Annotated in this window: 18 protein-coding genes and 1 pseudogene; 13 read left to right on the top strand and 6 right to left on the bottom strand. The window is 70.1% G+C overall.

All coding sequences use genetic code 11. The annotated features are described in order from the left end of the window. Positions 1–46: 46 nt before the first annotated feature. From IFU19_RS11905 to groL, 5 genes are all read left to right on the top strand, one after another. Entirely contained in the window at positions 47–1,036 is a 990-nt protein-coding gene (locus IFU19_RS11905) for a DUF2332 domain-containing protein (RefSeq protein ID WP_192014004.1), read from the top strand. Between the two features lie 9 nt (positions 1,037–1,045). Continuing rightward, complete coding sequence (locus tag IFU19_RS11900) at positions 1,046–1,300, top strand: DUF3263 domain-containing protein (protein ID WP_055838229.1); 255 nt, start codon at positions 1,046–1,048, stop codon at positions 1,298–1,300. A 35-nt stretch (positions 1,301–1,335) separates the two neighbouring features. Beyond that, positions 1,336–1,938 (top strand): LytR C-terminal domain-containing protein, encoded by a 603-nt coding sequence (locus tag IFU19_RS11895; protein WP_055838227.1) that lies wholly within the window; start codon positions 1,336–1,338, stop codon positions 1,936–1,938. Between the two features lie 131 nt (positions 1,939–2,069). Further along, the gene (locus IFU19_RS11890; protein WP_055838224.1) at positions 2,070–2,270 is read left to right on the top strand and encodes a cold-shock protein; all 201 of its coding nucleotides are present in this window, start codon (positions 2,070–2,072) and stop codon (positions 2,268–2,270) included. A gap of 168 nt (positions 2,271–2,438) precedes the next feature. After that, a complete protein-coding gene (groL, locus tag IFU19_RS11885) occupies positions 2,439–4,058 on the top strand; it encodes a chaperonin GroEL (RefSeq protein WP_055838221.1) in 1,620 nt (539 codons plus the stop codon). 320 nt (positions 4,059–4,378) lie between these two features. Here the strand turns inward: groL and IFU19_RS11880 are convergent, their stop codons facing one another. The 5 genes from IFU19_RS11880 to IFU19_RS11860 form a co-directional block, all read right to left on the bottom strand. Next, the gene (locus tag IFU19_RS11880) at positions 4,379–6,046 is read right to left on the bottom strand and encodes a sensor histidine kinase (RefSeq protein WP_192211966.1); all 1,668 of its coding nucleotides are present in this window, start codon (positions 6,044–6,046) and stop codon (positions 4,379–4,381) included. Between the two features lie 133 nt (positions 6,047–6,179). Next, positions 6,180–6,872, bottom strand: coding sequence for a response regulator transcription factor (locus IFU19_RS11875; protein ID WP_055838218.1), 693 nt, complete (start codon positions 6,870–6,872; stop codon positions 6,180–6,182). A gap of 69 nt (positions 6,873–6,941) precedes the next feature. Continuing rightward, a complete protein-coding gene (locus IFU19_RS11870) occupies positions 6,942–8,591 on the bottom strand; it encodes a DNA repair helicase XPB (protein WP_055838215.1) in 1,650 nt (549 codons plus the stop codon). 75 nt (positions 8,592–8,666) lie between these two features. Next, on the bottom strand, positions 8,667–10,397 hold the full coding sequence (locus IFU19_RS11865) for a helicase-associated domain-containing protein (protein WP_192014002.1): 1,731 nt from the start codon (positions 10,395–10,397) through the stop codon (positions 8,667–8,669). A 1-nt stretch (position 10,398) separates the two neighbouring features. Then, complete coding sequence (locus IFU19_RS11860; protein WP_055838209.1) at positions 10,399–10,680, bottom strand: hypothetical protein; 282 nt, start codon at positions 10,678–10,680, stop codon at positions 10,399–10,401. Positions 10,681–10,787: 107 nt separating this feature from the next. Here IFU19_RS11860 and IFU19_RS11855 point away from each other — a divergent pair, with 107 nt between their 5' ends. Continuing rightward, a complete protein-coding gene (locus tag IFU19_RS11855; protein WP_055838206.1) occupies positions 10,788–11,171 on the top strand; it encodes a cold-shock protein in 384 nt (127 codons plus the stop codon). Further along, positions 11,155–11,830, top strand: a pseudogene (locus IFU19_RS11850) (DUF3027 domain-containing protein); the annotation flags it as partial. The gene IFU19_RS11855 and the pseudogene IFU19_RS11850, both read left to right, overlap by 17 nt. Before the next feature lie 13 nt (positions 11,831–11,843). On the opposite strand, the gene serC reads toward IFU19_RS11850, so the two are convergent. After that, positions 11,844–12,965 carry a phosphoserine transaminase gene (serC, locus tag IFU19_RS11845; protein ID WP_191915637.1) on the bottom strand — a complete coding sequence of 374 codons (1,122 nt, stop codon included), beginning with the start codon at positions 12,963–12,965 and terminating at the stop codon, positions 11,844–11,846. Positions 12,966–13,063: 98 nt separating this feature from the next. Here serC and IFU19_RS11840 point away from each other — a divergent pair, with 98 nt between their 5' ends. The 6 genes from IFU19_RS11840 to IFU19_RS11815 all read left to right on the top strand — a co-directional run bounded on the left by IFU19_RS11840 (position 13,064) and on the right by IFU19_RS11815 (position 18,849). Beyond that, the gene (locus tag IFU19_RS11840) at positions 13,064–13,762 is read left to right on the top strand and encodes a metal-dependent transcriptional regulator (RefSeq protein WP_055838197.1); all 699 of its coding nucleotides are present in this window, start codon (positions 13,064–13,066) and stop codon (positions 13,760–13,762) included. Positions 13,763–14,188: 426 nt separating this feature from the next. Next, entirely contained in the window at positions 14,189–14,908 is a 720-nt protein-coding gene (locus tag IFU19_RS11835; protein WP_235560563.1) for a M23 family metallopeptidase, read from the top strand. Positions 14,909–15,250: 342 nt separating this feature from the next. Then, complete coding sequence (locus tag IFU19_RS11830; protein ID WP_055838194.1) at positions 15,251–15,748, top strand: HNH endonuclease; 498 nt, start codon at positions 15,251–15,253, stop codon at positions 15,746–15,748. Positions 15,749–15,807: 59 nt separating this feature from the next. Beyond that, positions 15,808–16,365: a cysteine hydrolase family protein gene (locus IFU19_RS11825; RefSeq protein ID WP_192014000.1), complete on the top strand. Its 558-nt coding sequence runs from the start codon at positions 15,808–15,810 to the stop codon at positions 16,363–16,365. Between the two features lie 211 nt (positions 16,366–16,576). Beyond that, positions 16,577–17,305, top strand: coding sequence for a hypothetical protein (locus tag IFU19_RS11820; RefSeq protein ID WP_441004774.1), 729 nt, complete (start codon positions 16,577–16,579; stop codon positions 17,303–17,305). Beyond that, entirely contained in the window at positions 17,305–18,849 is a 1,545-nt protein-coding gene (locus tag IFU19_RS11815) for a DNA polymerase Y family protein (protein ID WP_055938180.1), read from the top strand. Before IFU19_RS11820 ends, IFU19_RS11815 begins: the two co-directional genes overlap by 1 nt. Positions 18,850–18,967: the final 118 nt, after the last annotated feature.

Below are 18,967 nucleotides of genomic sequence, written 5' to 3'. Positions count from 1 at the left end.
CTCTCGTGCCTGGGGCCGGTCAGGTCGGCGCGGCATAATCTGCGGAATGCAGCAGGATGCCGTGGAAGCCGTCGTCGATCGCTATGGGCGCTTCGCCCGCGACGAGGCGCCGGGTCGTTCGGCGGTGTACGAGGGGTGGGCGCGGCGCGTCGTCGACGACACCGCGGTGGCCGAGGCTCTCGCCCGCATCGAGGAGACGCGGCGTCAGCCCCCGCTCGTCTTCGCGGTGCTGCGGCTGCTGGGCGCACCAGAGGACGATGTCGACGCGTGGGCCGCGTGGGTCGTCGCCCACGCCGATCAGGTGGTCGTCGAGTGCGGGCGTCGGAGCGTGCAGACCAACGAGCCGCTCCGGTGCGCCGCGTTGCTGCCGGCGCTCTCGCTCATCGAGGGGCCGATCGCGTTGCTCGAGGTGGGGGCGAGCGCGGGCCTGTGCCTGTACCCCGATCGGTACTCCTATCGCTACCGCCGCGGCGAGGAGGTCATCGCGCTCGACCCCGCCGACGGCCGCAGCCCGGTCGTGCTGGAGTGCGAGCTCGAGGGGCACCCCGACCTGCGGATGCCGGACGTCGTGTGGCGGGCCGGCATCGATCTGAACCCCCTCGACGCCCGAGCCGCCGACGATCGTGCGTGGCTCACGGGCCTGGTGTGGCCGGGCGAAGAGGGGAGGCGTGAGCGCATCGCCGGTGCACTCGACATCGCGGCGGCCGACCCGCCCCTTCTCGTCGCGGGCGAGGGGGCGGCGGCCCTTCCCGCCCTCGCGGCGCAGGCTCCCCGCGGAGTGACGCTGGTGGTCACGACGCCCGGCGTGCTCGCCCACATCCCGCGCGCCGGGCGCGCCCCCGTCATCGCGGCCGCGCGGGCCGCGGGGCGGTGGATCACGCTCGATGCCGCGGCACTGCACGACGGCTGGACGCACCCCCCTCGCATCCGACGGGGCGGGTTCGCGCTCGCGCTCGACGGCGACGTGCGCGCCGAGGTCGATCCGCTCGGGGCGTGGGTGGCGTGGCATCCGGAATCGACGGGCGGTGCGCAGTAGCGTCGAAGCGTGCCCCTGTCGGACCGTGATCGCGCCTTCCTCGCCTTCGAGGGTGAGTGGCGACGCCATGGGGGTGCGAAAGAGGAGGCGATCCGCGCCGAGTTCGCGCTGACGCCGGCCCGGTACTACCAGCTGCTCGGTCGCCTCATCGACACCCCCGAAGCCCTCGCGTCCGACCCCATGCTGGTGCGTCGCCTGCGCCGACGCCGCGATGACGCGGCCGCGCAGCAGCGCGCACGCCTCGGCCGCACCGCCACCCGGTGACGGGTGCGCGCGGGTCGGACCGGTAGCATCGTCCAATGGCCAGATCGACCTTCCCGCGGGATCGCTTCGACGACCTGCCGGCCGATGCGGGTCGCGTCGGCGCCCACCGCGCCGAGAATCCCCGGCTGCGCGGGTGGATCATCTTCCTGTGGGCGGCCATCGCCACCCTCGTCCTGATCATCGCCGGCATCTTCGGCTCGCTGGTGGTGTCGGGCCGCATCTCGTTCGGCTCCGGGCCCGCGCCGGTGCCCACCGTCTCGGCGGAACCCACGACGCCAGCCGTCGTCGACACGTCGTACTCGGTGGTCGTTCTCAACGGCACGGCCGACGAGGGACTCGCCGCCGCCGTGCGCGACCAGATCGTGGCGGCCGGATGGCCGGGTGAGGGCGTCGAGACCGGCGACTCCGACAGCACCGACTTCGCCGAGACGACGATCTACTACCTCCGCGACACCGACGAGGCGGCAGCCCAGGGCCTGGCCCAGACCATCGGGGGCGCGCAGATCGCGCAGAGCGACTTCCTGCAGCCGACCGACGACCCCAGCACCCCCGACGACGAGAGCGCCGTGAAGCGGCTCGTCGTCGTCATCGGCCTCGATCGCGCCGCCGGTCAGGCGTCGCCGTCGACCGCTCCCTGACCCCTCGACGGCCGCGTGTTTCCGCGGCGTAACAAGTTCGCGGCCTGCGCGTCAACAATGGGCCGAGCGGCCGGTGCGGCGGGATCACGCGTGCTTACGATGACCTCGTCATTCAGCAACGGGAGATTCGCATGACGCAGGGCACTGTCAAATGGTTCAACGCCGAGAAGGGCTTCGGCTTCATCACCGTCGCCGACGGCCAGGACGTCTTCGTCCACTACTCGAGCATCGAGATGTCGGGTTTCCGCGTTCTCGAGGAGGGCCAGGCCGTCGAGTTCACCGTCGGCACCGGGCAGAAGGGCCCCCAGGCGGAGTCGGTGCGACTCGCCTGATCACCGTTTCCCGACGCCACGGCATCCGATCCCGGATGCCGTGGCGTCGTCGTTTCCGCGCGGGTGGGCGGCTTGCACTCCCCAGGGGCGAGTGCCAGAATGAGTTAGCACTCGCTTTCGTCGAGTGCCAAAATCAGCAGTCACCCGTCCGGGAGGGACGACACACTTATGGCAAAGATCATCGCTTTCGACGAAGAGGCCCGACGCGGTCTCGAGCGTGGCCTCAACACGCTGGCCGACGCCGTCAAGGTGACCCTGGGCCCCCGCGGTCGCAACGTCGTGCTCGAGAAGAAGTGGGGCGCCCCCACGATCACGAACGACGGCGTCTCGATCGCCAAGGAGATCGAGCTCGACGACCCGTACGAGAAGATCGGCGCCGAGCTGGTCAAGGAGGTCGCCAAGAAGACCGACGACGTCGCGGGTGACGGCACCACCACCGCCACCGTTCTCGCCCAGGCGCTCGTGCGCGAGGGCCTGCGCAACGTCGCAGCCGGCGCAGACCCCATCTCGCTCAAGAAGGGCATCGAGAAGGCCGTCAAGGCCGTCACCGACGAGCTCCTGGCCTCGGCCAAAGAGGTCGAGTCGAAGGAGCAGATCGCGGCTACCGCATCGATCTCCGCCGCCGACCCGGCCATCGGCGCACTCATCGCCGAAGCCATCGACAAGGTGGGCAAGGAAGGCGTCGTCACCGTCGAGGAGAGCAACACCTTCGGCACCGAGCTCGAGCTCACCGAGGGTATGCGCTTCGACAAGGGGTACATCAACCCCTACTTCGTCACCGACCCCGAGCGTCAGGAAGCGGTCTTCGAAGACCCGTACATCCTGATCGCCAACCAGAAGATCTCCAACATCAAGGACCTTCTGCCCATCGTCGACAAGGTGATCCAGGAGGGCAAAGAGCTCCTCATCATCGCCGAAGACGTCGAGGGCGAAGCTCTCGCGACGCTGGTGCTCAACAAGATCCGCGGCATCTTCAAGTCGGTGGCCGTCAAGGCTCCCGGTTTCGGCGACCGTCGCAAGGCTCAGCTGCAGGACATCGCGATCCTCACCGGCGGACAGGTCATCACCGAAGAGGTGGGCCTCAAGCTCGAGAACGCCACGGTCGACCTGCTCGGCCGTGCGCGCAAGGTCATCATCACCAAGGATGAGACCACGATCGTCGAGGGTGCGGGCGAGTCCGAGCTGATCGAGGGTCGCGTGACCCAGATCCGTCGCGAGATCGAGAACACCGACAGCGACTACGACCGCGAGAAGCTCCAGGAGCGCCTCGCCAAGCTCGCGGGTGGCGTCGCCGTCATCAAGGCGGGCGCGGCCACCGAGGTCGAGCTCAAGGAGCGCAAGCACCGCATCGAAGACGCCGTGCGCAACGCGAAGGCCGCCGTCGAAGAGGGTGTCGTCGCCGGTGGTGGCGTCGCGCTCATCCAGGCCGGCAAGACCGCGCTCGCAACCCTCGACCTCGTCGGTGACGAGGCCACGGGTGCGAACATCGTCCGCGTCGCCATCGAGGCCCCGCTCAAGCAGATCGCGCTCAACGCCGGTCTCGAGCCCGGTGTCGTGGCGAACAAGGTCGCGGAGCTCCCCGTGGGCCACGGCCTGAACGCCGCGACGGGCGAGTACGGTGACCTGTTCGCACAGGGCATCATCGACCCCGCCAAGGTGACGCGTTCGGCTCTGCAGAACGCGGCGTCCATCGCCGGTCTGTTCCTCACGACAGAGGTCGTCGTCGCCGACAAGCCCGAGAAGTCGGCCGCTCCCGCGGGCGACCCGACCGGTGGCATGGACTTCTGATCCACGCCTAGGCATCACACAGAAGGCCCCCTCCTCCGGGAGGGGGCCTTCTGTGTTGACGGGGCGGTGACCGCGCGCTGATCCGGCGCCGGTTGGCTGCTGGTGAGTTGGTTGGCTGTTGGCTGGCTGCGGGCTGCTGGCTTGCGTGACTGCTGGCCGGCCGGTTGGCGACCATGTCCCACTTTGGGTTGCCTGCGGCGGCGCCAGGCACCCTGATGTGGGACGCGGTCTGCGTCTCTTGGGACACGGTTCGAGAACTCCGCCGAGGTTCGACGGGGGCGGGTGAGAGCCGGGGTCGGGGCCGGGGCGAAGCGTCGGGTCTACGCGTCGGGACGGTAGTCGTCGGGCAGGCGCTCGAGCGGTTGCGTCTCGATGAGCGCGTGCTCTTGCGCGTCGCGCCGGTCGGCCAGGGGGAGCGAGACGCGGAACGTCGCTCCGCCGCCGGGGGTGTCGACGACCTGCACCGTGCCGTGCAGCAGATCGACGATGGATGCCACGATCGACAGCCCGAGGCCGGAACCGCCGGTCTCGCGCGTGCGCGAGGTGTCGGCACGCCAGAAGCGCTGGAAGATCTGGTCGCGGATCTGCTCGGGAACGCCCTCACCGTGATCGATGATCTCGATCCACCCCATGTCGGCGTCGGCGTCGACCCCCACACGCAGGCCGATGGGGGAGCCGTCGGCGGTGAACCGTCGCGCATTGCCCAGCAGGTTGGCGACGACCTGGCGCACCTTGTTCTCGTCGCCGAGGACGACGGGGGCGAGCCTCGGAGGCGTGCGCACGACGCCCAGGGGCGTGGTCGGAGCGGCGGGGTCGTCGCCCGCGGTCGTGTGCGTCTCGCCCGCCTCTCGGGCGCGGCGACGCAGGCGCGACAGGGTGGCCCCGGCGATCGCCATCGCCGACGTCGGCGGCGCACCCCTGCGGCGCACGGGCGTCGACGCGGGCTCTCCTGCGGCGTCGAGGAGCGGGTCGAGCGTCATCAGCGGGACGGCGCGTTCGGTGCGCGCGGTGGTGTCGTCGACGGTCACCTCGCGCTGGGGGGAGGTCACGCGCAGATCCATCGCGGCATCTCGAGCGATCGGGCGCAGATCGAGCGAGGTGATCGTGACGTCGCGACGCTCGTCGAGTCGCGCGAGGGCCAACAGGTCTTCGACGAGGGCCCCCATGCGGATGGCTTCCTTCTCGATGCGTTCCATCGACTGCGCCACGTCTTCGTCGGAACGGATGGCGCCCATGCGATAGAGCTCGGCGTACCCGCGCATCGTGACGAGCGGGGTGCGCAGCTCGTGGCTGGCGTCGCCGATGAAGCGTCGCATCTGGCGCACGGTCGCGTCACGCTGCACGAGCGCCCCGTCGATCCGCGCGAGCATGGCGTTGATCGCCGTCTTGAGGCGTCCCACCTCGGTGTCGGGGACGATGTCGGTCAGGCGCTGGCTGAAGTCGCCGGCGGCGATGTCCATCGCGGTCGTCTCGACCTGCCGCAGGTTGCGGAACGTGAGCGTCACGAGCCAGCGGGTCAGCAGGGCGCTGGCGATGAGGATGAGCAACGCGACGAACGCGTAGATCCCCACGTACGCCGCGACGATGCGATCGGTGGGGGCCAGGGGCTGGATCACCATCTGGGTGTAGACCCCGGGATTGCCGGGGGCCTGCAGCACCCCCACGCGAGCGAGGAAGTGCTGACCGGATTCGGGGTTCTCCAGCTCGATCCGCCGGTCGATCTGGCTGTAGGTCTGCTCGACGGTGAAGGTCGCGGGCAGATCGGGCAGGGCGCGCGACGACGTGCCGTTGTAGAACGCCTCGCGCCGCCCGTCGGGCCCGTACACGACCACCATCGACCCGATCTGCGGGGCGTTGTCGACCTGGGTGAAGGTGATACGGCCGTCGGTGTCGCTCGTGGTGAAGATGCTGTTCGCGATGCTCCCGGCCGCCTGCTGCGCGAGCTGCTCGTCGAGGTTGTTGACCAGCGTCGTGCGCAGGAACACCATCGTGCCGATACCGGCGGCGAACAACCCGATCGCGAGCAGCGCGACCGTGACGCCGGTGACCTTGGCCCGAAGGCTCAGGCTGCGCCACCAGCGGGTGAGGGTGTCGTCGGAGTGCGACAGGGGGAGCCTCCGCTCAGGCGGTCTTACCCGACTTCAGCATGTAGCCGAAGCCGCGCTTGGTCTGGATGAGCGGCTCGGACGAGTGCGGATCGATCTTGCGGCGCAGGTACGAGATGTAGCTCTCGACGATGCCCGCGTCGCCGTTGAAGTCGTACTCCCACACGTGGTCGAGGATCTGCGCCTTCGACAGCACACGGTTCGGGTTGAGCATCAGGTAGCGCAGCAGTTTGAACTCGGTGGGGCTCAGGTCGATCGAGACGTCGCCGACGCTGACGTCGTGGGTGTCCTGATCCATCGTCAGCTCACCGGTGCGGATGATCGACTCCTCGTCGGCCTGCATGGTGCGGCGCAGGATCGCCTGGATGCGCGCGACGATCTCGTCGAGGCTGAACGGTTTGGTGACGTAATCGTCGCCGCCGGCGTTCAAGCCCATGATCTTGTCTTCGGTCTCGTCCTTGGCGGTGAGGAAGAGGATGGGGGCCGTGTACCCCGCGCCCCGCAGGCGCTTCGTGACGCTGAACCCGTTCATGTCGGGCAGCATCACATCGAGCACGATGAGGTCGGGTTCCTCTTCGAGCACGGCCGAGATGGTCTGCGCGCCGTTTGCCACGGCTCGCACCTGGAAACCGGCGAAGCGCAGGCTCGTGATGAGCAGGTCGCGGATGTTCGGTTCGTCGTCCACGACGAGGATGCGAGGAGCTGTCATTCCCTCATTATCGTGACTGCACCCAGCAATGCGCTGGATATGGAACGGAAAGCCGCACGCTGGTATGGGTCAGGCGGCTGCGGCGTCGATCCCGTCGGCATCCAGAATCGTGTAGGCGTAGCCCTGTTCGGCGAGGAAACGCTGCCGGTTCTGCGCGAAATCCTGGTCGACGGTGTCGCGCGCGATGAGCGTGTAGAAGCTCGCCGTGTGCTGAGACTGCTTGGGTCGCAGCAGTCGTCCGAGGCGCTGGGCCTCTTCTTGACGCGACCCGAACGAACCCGACACCTGGATCGCGACGGAGGCCTCGGGCAGATCGACCGAGAAGTTGGCCACCTTCGACACCACGAGCAGCGGGATGCTGCCGTCGCGGAAGCCCTGGAAGAGCTCCTCACGCTCCGGGATCGGGGTCGCCCCGGTGATCTGAGGGGCGTCCAGAGCCTGCGCGAGCTCGTCGATCTGATCGAGGTACTGCCCGATCACGAGTACTCGCTCGCCCGGATGCCGCTCGACCAGGCGCCGCGCGACGTCGATCTTGGCGGGGGCGGTCGCCGCCAGCCGGTAACGGTCCTCGTCGGCGGCGGCCGCGTACTCGAGACGTTCGTCGGCGGGGAGGTCGATGCGCACCTCGTAGCAGGCGGCGGGGGAGATGAAGCCCTGGGCCTCGATCTCTTTCCACGGCGCGTCGAAGCGCTTCGGGCCGATGAGGCTGAACACGTCGCCCTCACGACCGTCTTCGCGCACGAGAGTCGCGGTGAGGCCGAGTCGACGTCGGGCCTGCAGATCGGCCGTGAGCTTGAACACCGGAGCGGGCAGCAGGTGCACCTCGTCGTACAGCACGAGACCCCAGTCGAGCGCATCGAGCAGTGCGAGGTGGGCGTACTCGCCCTTCCGCTTGGCGGTCAGGATCTGGTAAGTCGCGATGGTGACGGGCTTGATCTCTTTCACCTGACCGGAGTACTCGCCGATCTCCTCGGCGGTGAGGCTCGTGCGCCGCAGCAACTCATCGCGCCACTGACGAGCACTCACGGTGTTCGTCACGAGGATGAGGGTGGTCGTGCGCGTGTCGGCCATGGCCGCGGCGCCCACGAGCGTCTTGCCGGCACCGCAGGGGAGCACGACGACGCCGGATCCCCCCTCGGAGAAGGAGTCGACGGCCTGGCGCTGGTAGGGACGCAGGCTCCAGCCGTCTTCGGCGAGGTCGATCGCGTGCGGGGTTCCGGGGGTGTACCCGGCGAGGTCCTCGGCCGGCCACCCGATCTTCAGCAGCTCCTGCTTGATGTGCCCGCGCGCCCACGCGTCGACGAGGTAGCTGTCGGGGGTGGGGTGACCGATCAGGAGCGGAGCGATGCGCTTGTTGCGCGACACCTCGCTGAGGACCGCGGGGTCGGTCGAGCGCAGCACGAGCTCTTTATCGTCGTTGCGCTCGATGACCAGGCGACCGTACCGATTGACCGTCTCGCGGATGTCGGTGCTCACCGATGCGGGCACCGGGAAGCGCGACCAGCGGTCGAGGGTCTGCAGCATCGCCTCGGCGTCGTGTCCGGCCGCGCGGGCGTTCCACAGGCCCAGACGGGTGATGCGGTAGGTGTGGATGTGCTCGGGTGCGCGCTCGAGCTCGGCAAAAACTGCGAGCTCATGCCGCGCCGTCTCTGCCTCGGGGTGTGCGACCTCGAGGAGGACGGTGCGGTCGCTCTGCACGATGAGGGGGCCGTCAGCCATAGCGTTCGAGTCTACCGGGGTCCAGGACTGGTCGGTCGACCGGGCAGGGCTCGACCGGGTGAGGCTCGACCGTCCTCACCCCACGAGCGAGACCGCGTCGATGTGCGACAGCGGCAGGGTGCGCTCGACGTCGGCGGCGCGATCGCGGCCGCGCAGGCGTCCGCCACCGAGGCCCGTGGCTTCGAGGCGGAACACGCGGGCCGAGCCGTCGGGAAGCCGCACCGTCACGTCGACCACGGCGCGGGCCCGCACGGCTTGATCGAGCTCGCGCTCGAGCCAGGCGGCATCCGAATCGTCCGCGCCGGTGCGCAAGCGCGAAACCAGCGGCGTGTACGTGTCGGCGGGATCGTGGTCGGACGCCGTCTCGGCCGCGAGCTTCGCGCGCTCGAGCGCCCGCGGGCGCCCCTCGGCGTCGACGGCCACGGCGGGGTAGTGCGCATCGGTCAACGCCCAGAACACGACGTCGGCCGACACATGCGAGACGAGCTCGTCGCCGGTGCGCGTCAGGGCGACCGACCGCAGCGACTGGTCGACGTCCATCGAGCGCCGCAGGGTCTCGTCTTCGGTCGTGACGCGCGTGAGAAGGGACGTCGGATCGGCGGCGACGCGCACTCGTCCGTGCTCGGCCGACGTGCGTTCGATGACGTAGGCGAGCGGCTGCGGCAGTCCGGTCAGCGACAGTCCCGAGAGGAACTCGCGCAGGGAGTCGGCGGTCTCGCCGGCCGTGATGGCGGCGCCGATCGTGGCCGCGCTGAAGCGGTAGCTGGAGGCCTGTGCGCGCGACTCGCGCGCGGCCATGGAGCGCAGACGCACATCGAGATGCGGCGCCAGGGGGCCCGGGGCGATGGCGGTGAGGTCGTTCTGCAGATAGACGCGGTCGACCTCGGGGGGAAGCAGGTCGCGCAGCGCCGAGACGTCGACGGAACCGCCGTCGGAGAGGTCTCGGGCCCACGCGGGGACACCGCCGGCCACGTCGAGGAGTCCCCAGCGCTCGAGCCGCTGCGCCCAGACCGCGGCGCGCTCGGGGCCGTCGGGGTCGAAGGGGGTGGCGCCGGGCCACTGCCCCCGCGGGATCCATCCGCCGGCCGCGCTGCGGAAGGCGGCGGGAAGGGCGTCGCGGAGCGCCGCGGCGGTGCGTTCCCAGCGTTCGAGCGTCGGCAGACGCAACCACTCGCGCCCGGTCGGCGACACCAGCCAGGCGCGCTCGTTCGTGCCGAGCAGGCCGACGGCGAACGCGAGACCGACGAGGAGGTCGGCTTCGGCCGGGGTCGACACCGCGCCGGCGTCGACCAGGCGTCGACGCTCGCTCGCGCCGAGCGAGCCCGACCCGATGCGTCCGAGGGGAGCATCGAGGGTGAGCAGCAGGATGTCGGCCACCGAGGCGGCACTGGTGAAGGCGGCTTCGGCGGCGGCTTCGGCGTCGACCGTCGCAGCCCCGTGGGCGGAGTGCGGATCACTCATATCGGCGATGCCGTCGGGCGCGACCTGTCGCACCGCGTCGACCACGCTGGGGAACGGGTGGCCGTCGTCGTCGACGAGTGCTCGGGATGCCAGCTCGGAGCGTTGCGGTTCGGGGGCCGGTTCACCCGCGACGGCGGCGAGGAGGGCGAGCGCTGCGGAGCGCGGGAGTGCGACGAGCCCGCGCGTGACGGAGGCGGGGTCGAGTAGGGCCTCGGCGGCGTCGAACATGTCGCGCCAGGTGCTCGAGGGGGAGACCTGGCGATCGGCGAACAGCCGAGCCAGATCGGCGTCGGGGCGCGCGCTCAACGAGACCGCCAGTGCGCGTTGTGCGGAGGTCTCGGGCACGTCAGCGGGCCTTGTTCGCCCGGGCCCTTCGCACGAAGCTCATGATGAGCACGGCCAACAGACAGGCGAAGGCCACAGGGGGTGCGAAGTAGGTGAGCAGGCCCACGGTCGGCCACACGCCGGAGCGCATGTCGGCACCCGAGCTCGATCCGATGATGACCGAGAAGAAGCACACGATCGCGAGGGCCAGCAGCCCCAGCGACATGAACGCCAGGACGCGGTCGATGCGGCGGACCGGGACGTCGTCGCCCGGCGTGCTGTCGCGGGAGGTGCGGGTGCTCATCGGGCTCAGCCTACTGCCTGGCGGCGGTGGCGTAGGCTGAGAGGCCGGCATCCGATCGGGTTCCGTGTTCCGCCGTGCGCTCCGCGCACTCATCCAGCGAGGTGTCCATGCCCACCGGCAAGGTCAGGTTCTACGACGACGAGAAGGGCTTCGGCTTCATCGTCACCGATGACGGCCAGGACGTGTTCCTGCACGCCACCGCCCTGCCCGCCGGGACACCCGGGCCCAAGGCCGGCACCCGTCTCGAGTTCGGTGTCGCTGACGGCAAGCGCGGTCTGCAGGCGCTCTCGGTGCGCGTGCTCGATGCGCCGGTGAGTCTGTCGAAGCGCTCGCGCAAGCCCGCCGACGACATGGCGATCATCGTCGAAGACCTCGTGAAGCTGCTCGACGGCATCGGTGGCGACCTGCGTCGCGGCCGCTACCCCAACGGGCCGCACGCGCAGAAGATCGCCGCGGTGCTGCGCAAGGTCGCCGATGACTTCGAAGCCTGAGCAGCCCGTCGACGAGCGCCTGATCGGCGCTCACGACCTGGCTCTCGCCGCCCTGCGCGAGATCACGCCGGCCGACGGTATCGGTCCGGCCGCGGGCTACGCGATCGAGGACGACGGTGTGGTGTCGTTGCGGTTCCACACGCGTCTCGCCGGCTACCCCGGCTGGTTCTGGACCGTGAGCGTGGCCGTCGTCGACGACGCGGAGCCCACCGTGCTCGAAGCCGAACTCATGCCCGGTGACGGCGCTCTGCTGGCCCCGGACTGGGTGCCGTGGGCGACCCGTCTCGCCGAGTACCAGGCTGCCCAGGCGGCGACGGCCGCGGCGGGCATCGGCGCGGATGCCGACGACTCCGACGTCGACGACACCGAAGACGATGACCTCGACGACGAAGACGACCTCGAAGACGACGAGGACGAGCTCGACGACGACGGGCCGAAAGCACGTTTCCACGCGGGCGACCTCGACGGTGTCGACATCGACGAGCTCGACGCGGACGGTGACGAACGCGCGGACGCGACGCGTGACGATGACGCGCAGGACGACTCGTACGACGCCGACGATGACGACGATTCGGATGAAGACGACGACTCGGACGGCAGCGTCGAGGGCGACGACTCCGACGACGAAGACGATGTGCACGGCGGCGACGACCGCAGTTNGCCCGCCCGATGTCAGGCGGTCGGCAGGTGCTCGATCGTGTAGTCGATGGCCCCGATCAGGCGGCGCACGTCGTCGGGCTCGATCGAGACGAACGTCGCGACGCGCAGCTGGTTGCGGCCCAGCTTGCGGTAGGGCTCGGTGTCGACGATCCCGTTCGCGCGCAGGCTCTTCGCGATCGCCGCGGCGTCGATGGAGTCGTCGAAGTCGATCGTGACCACGACGGGGGAGCGGTCGGCGGGAGACGAGACGAACGGCGTCGCTACGGCGCTCGCGGACGCCCACTCGTACAGGGCGGCCGAGGACTCGGCCGTGCGTGCGCCCGCCCAGCTCAGTCCGCCGTTGTCGAGGATCCATCCGAGCTGGTCGTCGAGGAGCAGCAGGGTGGCCAACGCCGGGGTGTTGAGCGTCTGCTGCAGGCGCGAGTTGTCGACCGCGTTCTTCAGGCTCAGGAACTCTGGGATGTACCGACCGGATGCGGCGATCCGCTCGATGCGCTCGATCGCGGCCGGCGACACCGCGGCGTACCAGAGGCCGCCGTCGGAACCGAGGTTCTTCTGCGGGGCGAAGTAGTACACGTCGGCCTGGGCGACGTCGAAGTCGATGCCGCCGGCGGCGCTGGTCGCGTCGATGACGGTGAGGGCGCCGGCATCGCCGTGCACGCGCTCGACCGGGGCGGCGACGCCCGTGGAGGTCTCGTTGTGCGGCCAGGCGTACACGTCGACGCCGTCGACCGGCTCGGCGACCGTGCGGGTGCCGGGCTCGGCGCGACGGACGTCGGGCGCCTGCAGCCAGGGCGCGGCGGCAGCGGCGGCGAACTTGCCGCCGAACTCGCCGAAGACCAGGTTCTGGCTGCGGTTCTCGATGAGGCCGAAGGAGGCGGCATCCCAGAAGGCGGTCGATCCACCGTTGCCGAGGATGATCTCGTACCCGTCGGGAAGGCGGAAGAGCTGGGCGAGACGCTCGCGCGTGCTCGCGACGAGGTTCTTCACCGGCGCCTGGCGGTGCGAGGTACCCAGGATCGAGGCTCCGCGGGTGACGAGCGACTCGAGCTGCGCACCGCGCACTTTCGAGGGGCCGCACCCGAAGCGACCGTCGGCGGGCAGGAGACCTGTGGGCAGTTCCACGTGCGACATGGCTCGATTCTATGGTCCCCTCCGCGGGCTTCCCGCGCTCATGACGGAGGGGGTCGGTAGGCTGGAGGTTCCAGCCGCGCGACGCCGAGGACACCCGAATGACAGATCTCATCGACACCACCGAGATGTACCTGCGCACGATCCTCGAGCTCGAGGAAGAGAAGATCGTGCCCCTGCGGGCCCGCATCTCGGAACGCCTCGGCCACTCGGGCCCGACCGTCTCGCAAACGGTCGGACGCATGGAACGCGACGGCTTGGTGGTCGTCTCGGAGGACCGCCGTCTCGAGCTGACCGGCACCGGCCGCCAGAAGGCCGTCGACGTCATGCGCAAGCACCGTCTCGCCGAGCGCCTGCTCAGCGACGTCATCGGCCTCGACTGGGCCTACGTGCACGACGAGGCCTGCCGCTGGGAGCACGTGATGAGCGAGCAGGTGGAACGCCGCCTCGTCGAACTGCTCGGCCACCCCACCGAGTCGCCGTACGGCAACCCGATTCCGGGACTCGACCAGCTGGGCGATGCGGCCAGCTCCACGTTCGACGACGGTGTCGTCGGACTCGTCCGCAAGCTCACCGACGCCGGGCATCCGATCACCGGCACGGTGCGCCGCCTGGCCGAACCCGCGCAGGTCGACCCCGAGCTGCTCCAGCAGCTCAAGGCCGCCGGGGTGCTCCCGGGGGCGCGCGGCGACTACCGCTTCAACGAGGGATACGTGCTGGTGCAGATGGAGGGCATCGAGGACGGTCTCGAGTTGCCGGTCGAGGTGGCGTCGCACATCTTCCTCGTCGCCGAGGACTGAGCCTGCCGACACCCCCGCGTTCCGCGACCGAGCATTGCCTGAACACGGTGATCGGAGCGTGACTTGTTCGTTATCTTCGGGTAGCCTTCGAGAGTCCACAGGCGAGAAGCCCGCCGTCGGACCCCTCGCGGTTTGCCTCATCGGCTCGTCGTCTGCAGAGGGTGAAGCCCGCACATCGTGCCCCATCGAGTGCTGACGAGCTAGCGTCCTGGACGCAGAGGCGCCGGAGGACTTTTGGCTGAAACCACCGATCCCGTCGGGGACCTACCCGAGGTTCCGACGACGGGTCTCACCCGTAAGAGCGCGCGCGCAGCCGTCGCTCGACCCCCGCAGCGACCCGTGGCGGTCTCGACGTCGGCGACTCCGCCGGCCTCTCGCACCGCTCCCGCACGACGTCCCTCGGGACCGCGTCGCCACGGCAAGCCCGTGCGCAGTGCCGTGATCCTGACGATGGTCGCCGGTCTCGTCGCCACCGTCGCCATCCCGGCCTACGCGGCGACCATGCCCGCGGCCGAGACGATGACCCTGCAGCAGGTGTCGGCCCCCGACAACCAGTCGCTGGTCGTGGCCTCCGACGCCGCCGCCGAGACGCTCGACCGCAGCAGCTACTCGGCCACCACCGCCGACGAGATCCAGCAGAAGAAGGACCGCGAAGCCGCTGCCGCCGCGGCGGCGGAGCGTGCCCGCCAGCTGGCATCCAATGCCGGCGCCTCGGTCTCATCGATCGACTTGAACATGACGGCCCCCGGCTCGGGCGAGGTGCGCTGGCCCCTGTCGAGCTACGTGCTCGGCCGTGGCCTGTGGGACTCCGGCTACCACCAGGGCGTCGACCTGCTCGCCCCGGGTGGGCAGCCCATCTTCGCCGCCGCCGCCGGCGTCGTGAGCACCTCCTCCGAGAGCTTCGGCGGCTACGGCGTGGGCATCGTGATCGAGCACGTCATCAACGGCCAGAAGGTGTCGACCACCTACGGCCACATGACGTACGGCAGCCGCCAGGTGCAGGCCGGTCAGACGGTCGCCGCGGGCCAGCTCATCGGCCTCGTCGGCTCGACCGGAAGCTCGACCGCGAACCACCTGCACTTCGAGGTGCACATCAACGGATCGGTCGTCGATCCCTACGCCTGGCTGCAGCAGAACGCCGGCTGATCAGACCGAACGAGAGACGGCGTGCCGGAGAACGATGTTCTCCGACACGCCGTCTCTCGTTTCCCGATCCCGCCGCCCCCGGGCGTGTCGGGGTGGGTTAGCCTGTCTCCGACGTCGGAACAACCGAAGGGAAAGCCCGATGAGCATCAGGCCTCGCATCCGCACCATGGATGCGCTCGGCCTGCTCGTTCTTCGGCATCGTGTGTTCGGATGCCGCGGTGTCGCCGCGACTTCCGAGGCGCTGTCTGTCTAGACAGCGCCTTTTTTCATGCCCTGCGCGCGGGCCGTCGTCGCAAGTCGAACATCCGAGAAGCCGTCTCGGCCATTCGAGAGGAGACGTGAATGCGCACACTGGTATTGAACGCGGGATACGAGCCCCTGGCGGTCGTGTCGTTCAAGCGGGCCCTCGTGCTCGTGATGAACGACAAGGCCACGGTCGTGGAACGCATCGACGAGGATCCGGTCTGGGCCGCGGCGGGGACCTACGATCGCCCGGCGGTCATCATCCTGACCCGCTACGTGCGGGTGCCGGGGGCGCGGCAGGTGCCGGTCACGCGGCGCGGGGTGCTGCGTCGTGACGCGCACCGCTGCGGGTACTGCGGCAAGGCGGCGTCGACGATCGACCACGTGCTGCCGCGTTCGCGCGGGGGCAAGGACACCTGGGAGAACCTCGTGGCCTGCTGCCTGCACTGCAACAACGTCAAGGGCGATCGCACCCCCCAGGAGATGCACTGGGATCTCCGTCTGGTGCCGGCGCCCCCGCGCGGATCGTCCTGGACCGTGCGCGGCGTCGACAAGAGCGATCCGCGGTGGGAGCCGTACCTGGCCCTGGCGGCGTGAGCGTCGTCGCCGTCTTTGCGGCGCTGGCGTCCCCGGCATCCGGGTGATGGGATGGGGGCATGCCTCGTGCCCTGATCGTCATCGACATGCAGCGCGGATTCGACGACCTCGACTTCTGGGGGCCGACCGCCAACCCCGATTGCGAGCGCAACGTCACCGCGCTGATCGGGGCGTGGCACCGTGAGGGCGAGCCGATCGTCGTCGTGCGGCACGATTCGGCGTCGCCCGGATCGCCCCTGCACCCGGACGAAGGCGGTAACGCGCTGGTCGATGCGGTCGCGAAGGTCTCAGCCGACCTGCGGGTGACGAAGAACGTCAACTCGGCCTTCTACGGCGACCCCGACCTGCACGCCTGGTTGGGCGAGAACGGCATCCGCGAACTGGTGATCTGCGGCATCCAGACCAACATGTGCGTCGAGACCACGGCGCGCATGGCCGGCAACCTCGGTTATGAGGTGACGGTCGTTCTGGATGCCACGCGCACCTTCGATCTGAGCGGTGAGGTCGCGGGGCTCGGAACGGTGACCCGGACGGCTGCCGAGCTGATGGCGAACACGGCCGTCGTGCTGCAGCAGGGCGGATTCGCGCGGATCGCGGCGACCGTCGACCTGGTCTGAGGCGCGCCCCCCCCCCCCCCCCCCCCCCCCCCCCCCCGGGCGTCGCGGGGGCGTCGGCACCTCGCGTCGGGGCTGGTGTCGGTCGGTGCGCGCGGCGTCGGGCTCGCGGCGTCGTGCCGTCTCGCGAGGGGACGACGGCAATGTCGGAGGTCGATCGTATCTTCGACCCACAGGGATTGAGGCACTAGAACAAATGTTCTAACCTGTGGGAGTGAGGGCGATCGTGAGAGACCAGGTACAGGCCGTACCCGACATCCACGCGCTGCGCGATCGCTTGGAGCGCATGCAGGGTCGGCGCATGGACGCACCGGTGCTGCCCACGCATCCGGCTTTCTCGTCCCTGCTTCCCGGGGGCGGTCTGCGGGCGGGGTCGGCCTATGCCCTCGCCCGATCCGCGTCGCTGCTGCTCGCCCTGCTGGCCCGGCCCTCGCAAGACGGTTCGTGGTGCGGCGTGATCGGCATGCCCGAGCTGGGAGCCGAGGCCGCCGAGAAATACGGCCTCGACCTCGATCGTCTGGTCTTCATCCCCGACCCGGGGCCGAGATGGCTGGCGGTGACGGCGACGATCGCCGAGGTGCTGCCGGTCGTGGCCGTCCGCCCGCCGTCGGGTTCCACGGCGGCCCGCGGGGGTGCCGAGACCACACGTCTGGCCGCTCGGCTGCGCGACCGTGGAGCCGTGCTGCTGGTGCAGGGCGCATGGCCACAGGCCGAAGCGGTGATCGACGTCGCCGACCCGCGATGGACGGGCCTCGGTCAGGGGCACGGGTACCTGGCGGGGCGTGAACTCACCGTCTCGGTGAGCAGTCGACGCTCGCCCCACGCCCGTCGGGCGCGCATGCTGCTGCCCGCGGCCGACGGGTCGGTCGAGCTGCTGGGTACGCCCACCGAACGCCTCGTGCCGCGCGAGCGCGACGAGTACCGTCCGAGAGCGGTCGGCTGATGCAGGCTCCCACGCGCAGCCTCGTGCTCTGGTTTCCCGATTGGCCGATCACGGCGTTCGTCGCCGAGGCCGTCACGCCTCCTCGCCCCGAGGCCCCGGTGGCGGTGTTCTCCCACAACCTCGTCGTCGCCAGCTCGTGGGCCGCCCGCGCGCAGGGGGTGCGACGAGGTCAGAAACGCCGTGACGCTCAGGCCCTGTGTCCGACCCTCCAGGTGGTCCCCGCCGACCCGGTGCGCGATGCGCGTGTGTTCGCGCCCGTCGTGGCCCGCATCGAAGAACGCGCCCCCGGGGTGCAGATCATGCGGCCGGGATTGTGCGCACTGCGGGCGCGGGGTCCGGCGCGCTACTACGGTGGCGAAGCCGAGGCGGCGCGCCTACTGATCCGCCTCCTCCACGACGACGGCTTCGGCGAGGTGCGGGCGAGCGTCGCCGACGGTGTCTTCACCGCCGAGCATGCCGCCCGCTCGGCCACCGTCGAGGAGCCCGTGCGCATCGTGCCGCCCGGTGACGCTGCGGCGTTCCTCTCTCCGCTGTCGATCGCCACCCTCGACGACGAGGAGTTCGGCAGTCTGCTCTCCCGGTTGGGCGTGCACACCCTCGGTGATCTGGCCACTCTCGCGGCCGAACGGGTGCGGGAACGCTTCGGAGAACGGGGGGTGCGCCTGCATGCGCTGGCGGGAGGACTCGACTCGCAACCCGTGCAGCCGCGCACCCCTCCACCCGAGCTGCACCGCGACGTGGCCTTCGAGCCTCCCCTCGAACTCGCCGACCAGATCGCCTTCGGCATGCGCGTGGCGGCCGAGGAGTTCATCGCCCGGTTGGGGGCCCACGACCTGGTGTGCACCGAGCTGCGTGTCGTGCTGACGGGTGAGCGGGCCGAGCGCAGCGAACGCGTGTGGCTGCATCCCGGATCGTTCGACGCCGCCGCGGTGGTCGATCGGGTGCGCTGGCAGCTCGCCGAAGACGCCCAGGGCATCTTCGGCAGCGGTGTGGCGGGCGTGCACATCGAGCCCGAGGCCGTCGACGCCGCCGCCCACCACGCCAAGGGGCTGTTCGGGGCGGGGCCCGACGAACGCGTCCACCATGCCCTCTCGCGCGTGCAGGCCATGCTCGGCCACCGCGAAGTAGTCACTCCCGTGATCGGCGGGGGACGCTGGCTGGCCGAACGGCAGGTGCTCGTGCCCTGGGGAGACCGAGCCGTGACGGCGAAGGAACGCGCGCGCCCCTGGCCCGGCAGCCTGCCCGATCCGCTGCCGGCCACCGTCTACCCCGAACCACGACCGGTCGGGGTCACCGACATCGCGGGAGCCCCGGTGACGGTGGGGGAGCGCGATGCGCTCAGCGCTCCACCGGCGGTGCTCGAGACGGCGGGACAGCGGCGACGCATCAGCGAATGGGCGGGGCCCTGGCCGATCAGCGAACGCGGATGGGATCCCCTGCGACGGCGCAGGGCGCATCGGTTCCAAGTGATCGACGCCGAGGGGGGCGCCTGGTTGCTGGTGGTCGAAGAAGGGGAGTGGCGGGCGGAGGGGCGTTATGACTGAGGTTCGGCTCCACCGCTCCTCTCGACGAACATCGGGCCGCGGCGGCAGCAGCACCGGCGATGCCCCCTCGGGCGGTGCGGGCCTCGCGCCCGCCGTCGGCTCCCCATCGATGAACAGA

Origin of the sequence: Microbacterium sp. CFBP 8794, assembly GCF_014841235.1 — a bacterium.
Lineage (GTDB): Bacteria > Actinomycetota > Actinomycetes > Actinomycetales > Microbacteriaceae > Microbacterium.
Note: the sequence above shows the minus strand (reverse complement) of the source record. Positions and strands in the feature narration are given on the sequence as shown.

Excerpts from the sequence above, each read along its gene's own strand:
- IFU19_RS11905 (WP_192014004.1), top strand. The coding sequence starts at position 47 with ATGCAGCAGGATGCCGTGGAAGCCGTCGTCGATCGCTATGGGCGCTTC.
- IFU19_RS11895 (WP_055838227.1), top strand. The coding sequence starts at position 1,336 with ATGGCCAGATCGACCTTCCCGCGGGATCGCTTCGACGACCTGCCGGCC.
- IFU19_RS11890 (WP_055838224.1), top strand. The coding sequence starts at position 2,070 with ATGACGCAGGGCACTGTCAAATGGTTCAACGCCGAGAAGGGCTTCGGC.
- groL (WP_055838221.1), top strand. The coding sequence starts at position 2,439 with ATGGCAAAGATCATCGCTTTCGACGAAGAGGCCCGACGCGGTCTCGAG.
- IFU19_RS11880 (WP_192211966.1), bottom strand. The coding sequence starts at position 6,046 with ATGGTGTTCCTGCGCACGACGCTGGTCAACAACCTCGACGAGCAGCTC.
- IFU19_RS11875 (WP_055838218.1), bottom strand. The coding sequence starts at position 6,872 with ATGACAGCTCCTCGCATCCTCGTCGTGGACGACGAACCGAACATCCGC.
- IFU19_RS11870 (WP_055838215.1), bottom strand. The coding sequence starts at position 8,591 with ATGGCTGACGGCCCCCTCATCGTGCAGAGCGACCGCACCGTCCTCCTC.
- IFU19_RS11860 (WP_055838209.1), bottom strand. The coding sequence starts at position 10,680 with ATGAGCACCCGCACCTCCCGCGACAGCACGCCGGGCGACGACGTCCCG.
- IFU19_RS11855 (WP_055838206.1), top strand. The coding sequence starts at position 10,788 with ATGCCCACCGGCAAGGTCAGGTTCTACGACGACGAGAAGGGCTTCGGC.
- serC (WP_191915637.1), bottom strand. The coding sequence starts at position 12,965 with ATGTCGCACGTGGAACTGCCCACAGGTCTCCTGCCCGCCGACGGTCGC.
- IFU19_RS11840 (WP_055838197.1), top strand. The coding sequence starts at position 13,064 with ATGACAGATCTCATCGACACCACCGAGATGTACCTGCGCACGATCCTC.
- IFU19_RS11830 (WP_055838194.1), top strand. The coding sequence starts at position 15,251 with ATGCGCACACTGGTATTGAACGCGGGATACGAGCCCCTGGCGGTCGTG.
- IFU19_RS11825 (WP_192014000.1), top strand. The coding sequence starts at position 15,808 with ATGCCTCGTGCCCTGATCGTCATCGACATGCAGCGCGGATTCGACGAC.
- IFU19_RS11815 (WP_055938180.1), top strand. The coding sequence starts at position 17,305 with ATGCAGGCTCCCACGCGCAGCCTCGTGCTCTGGTTTCCCGATTGGCCG.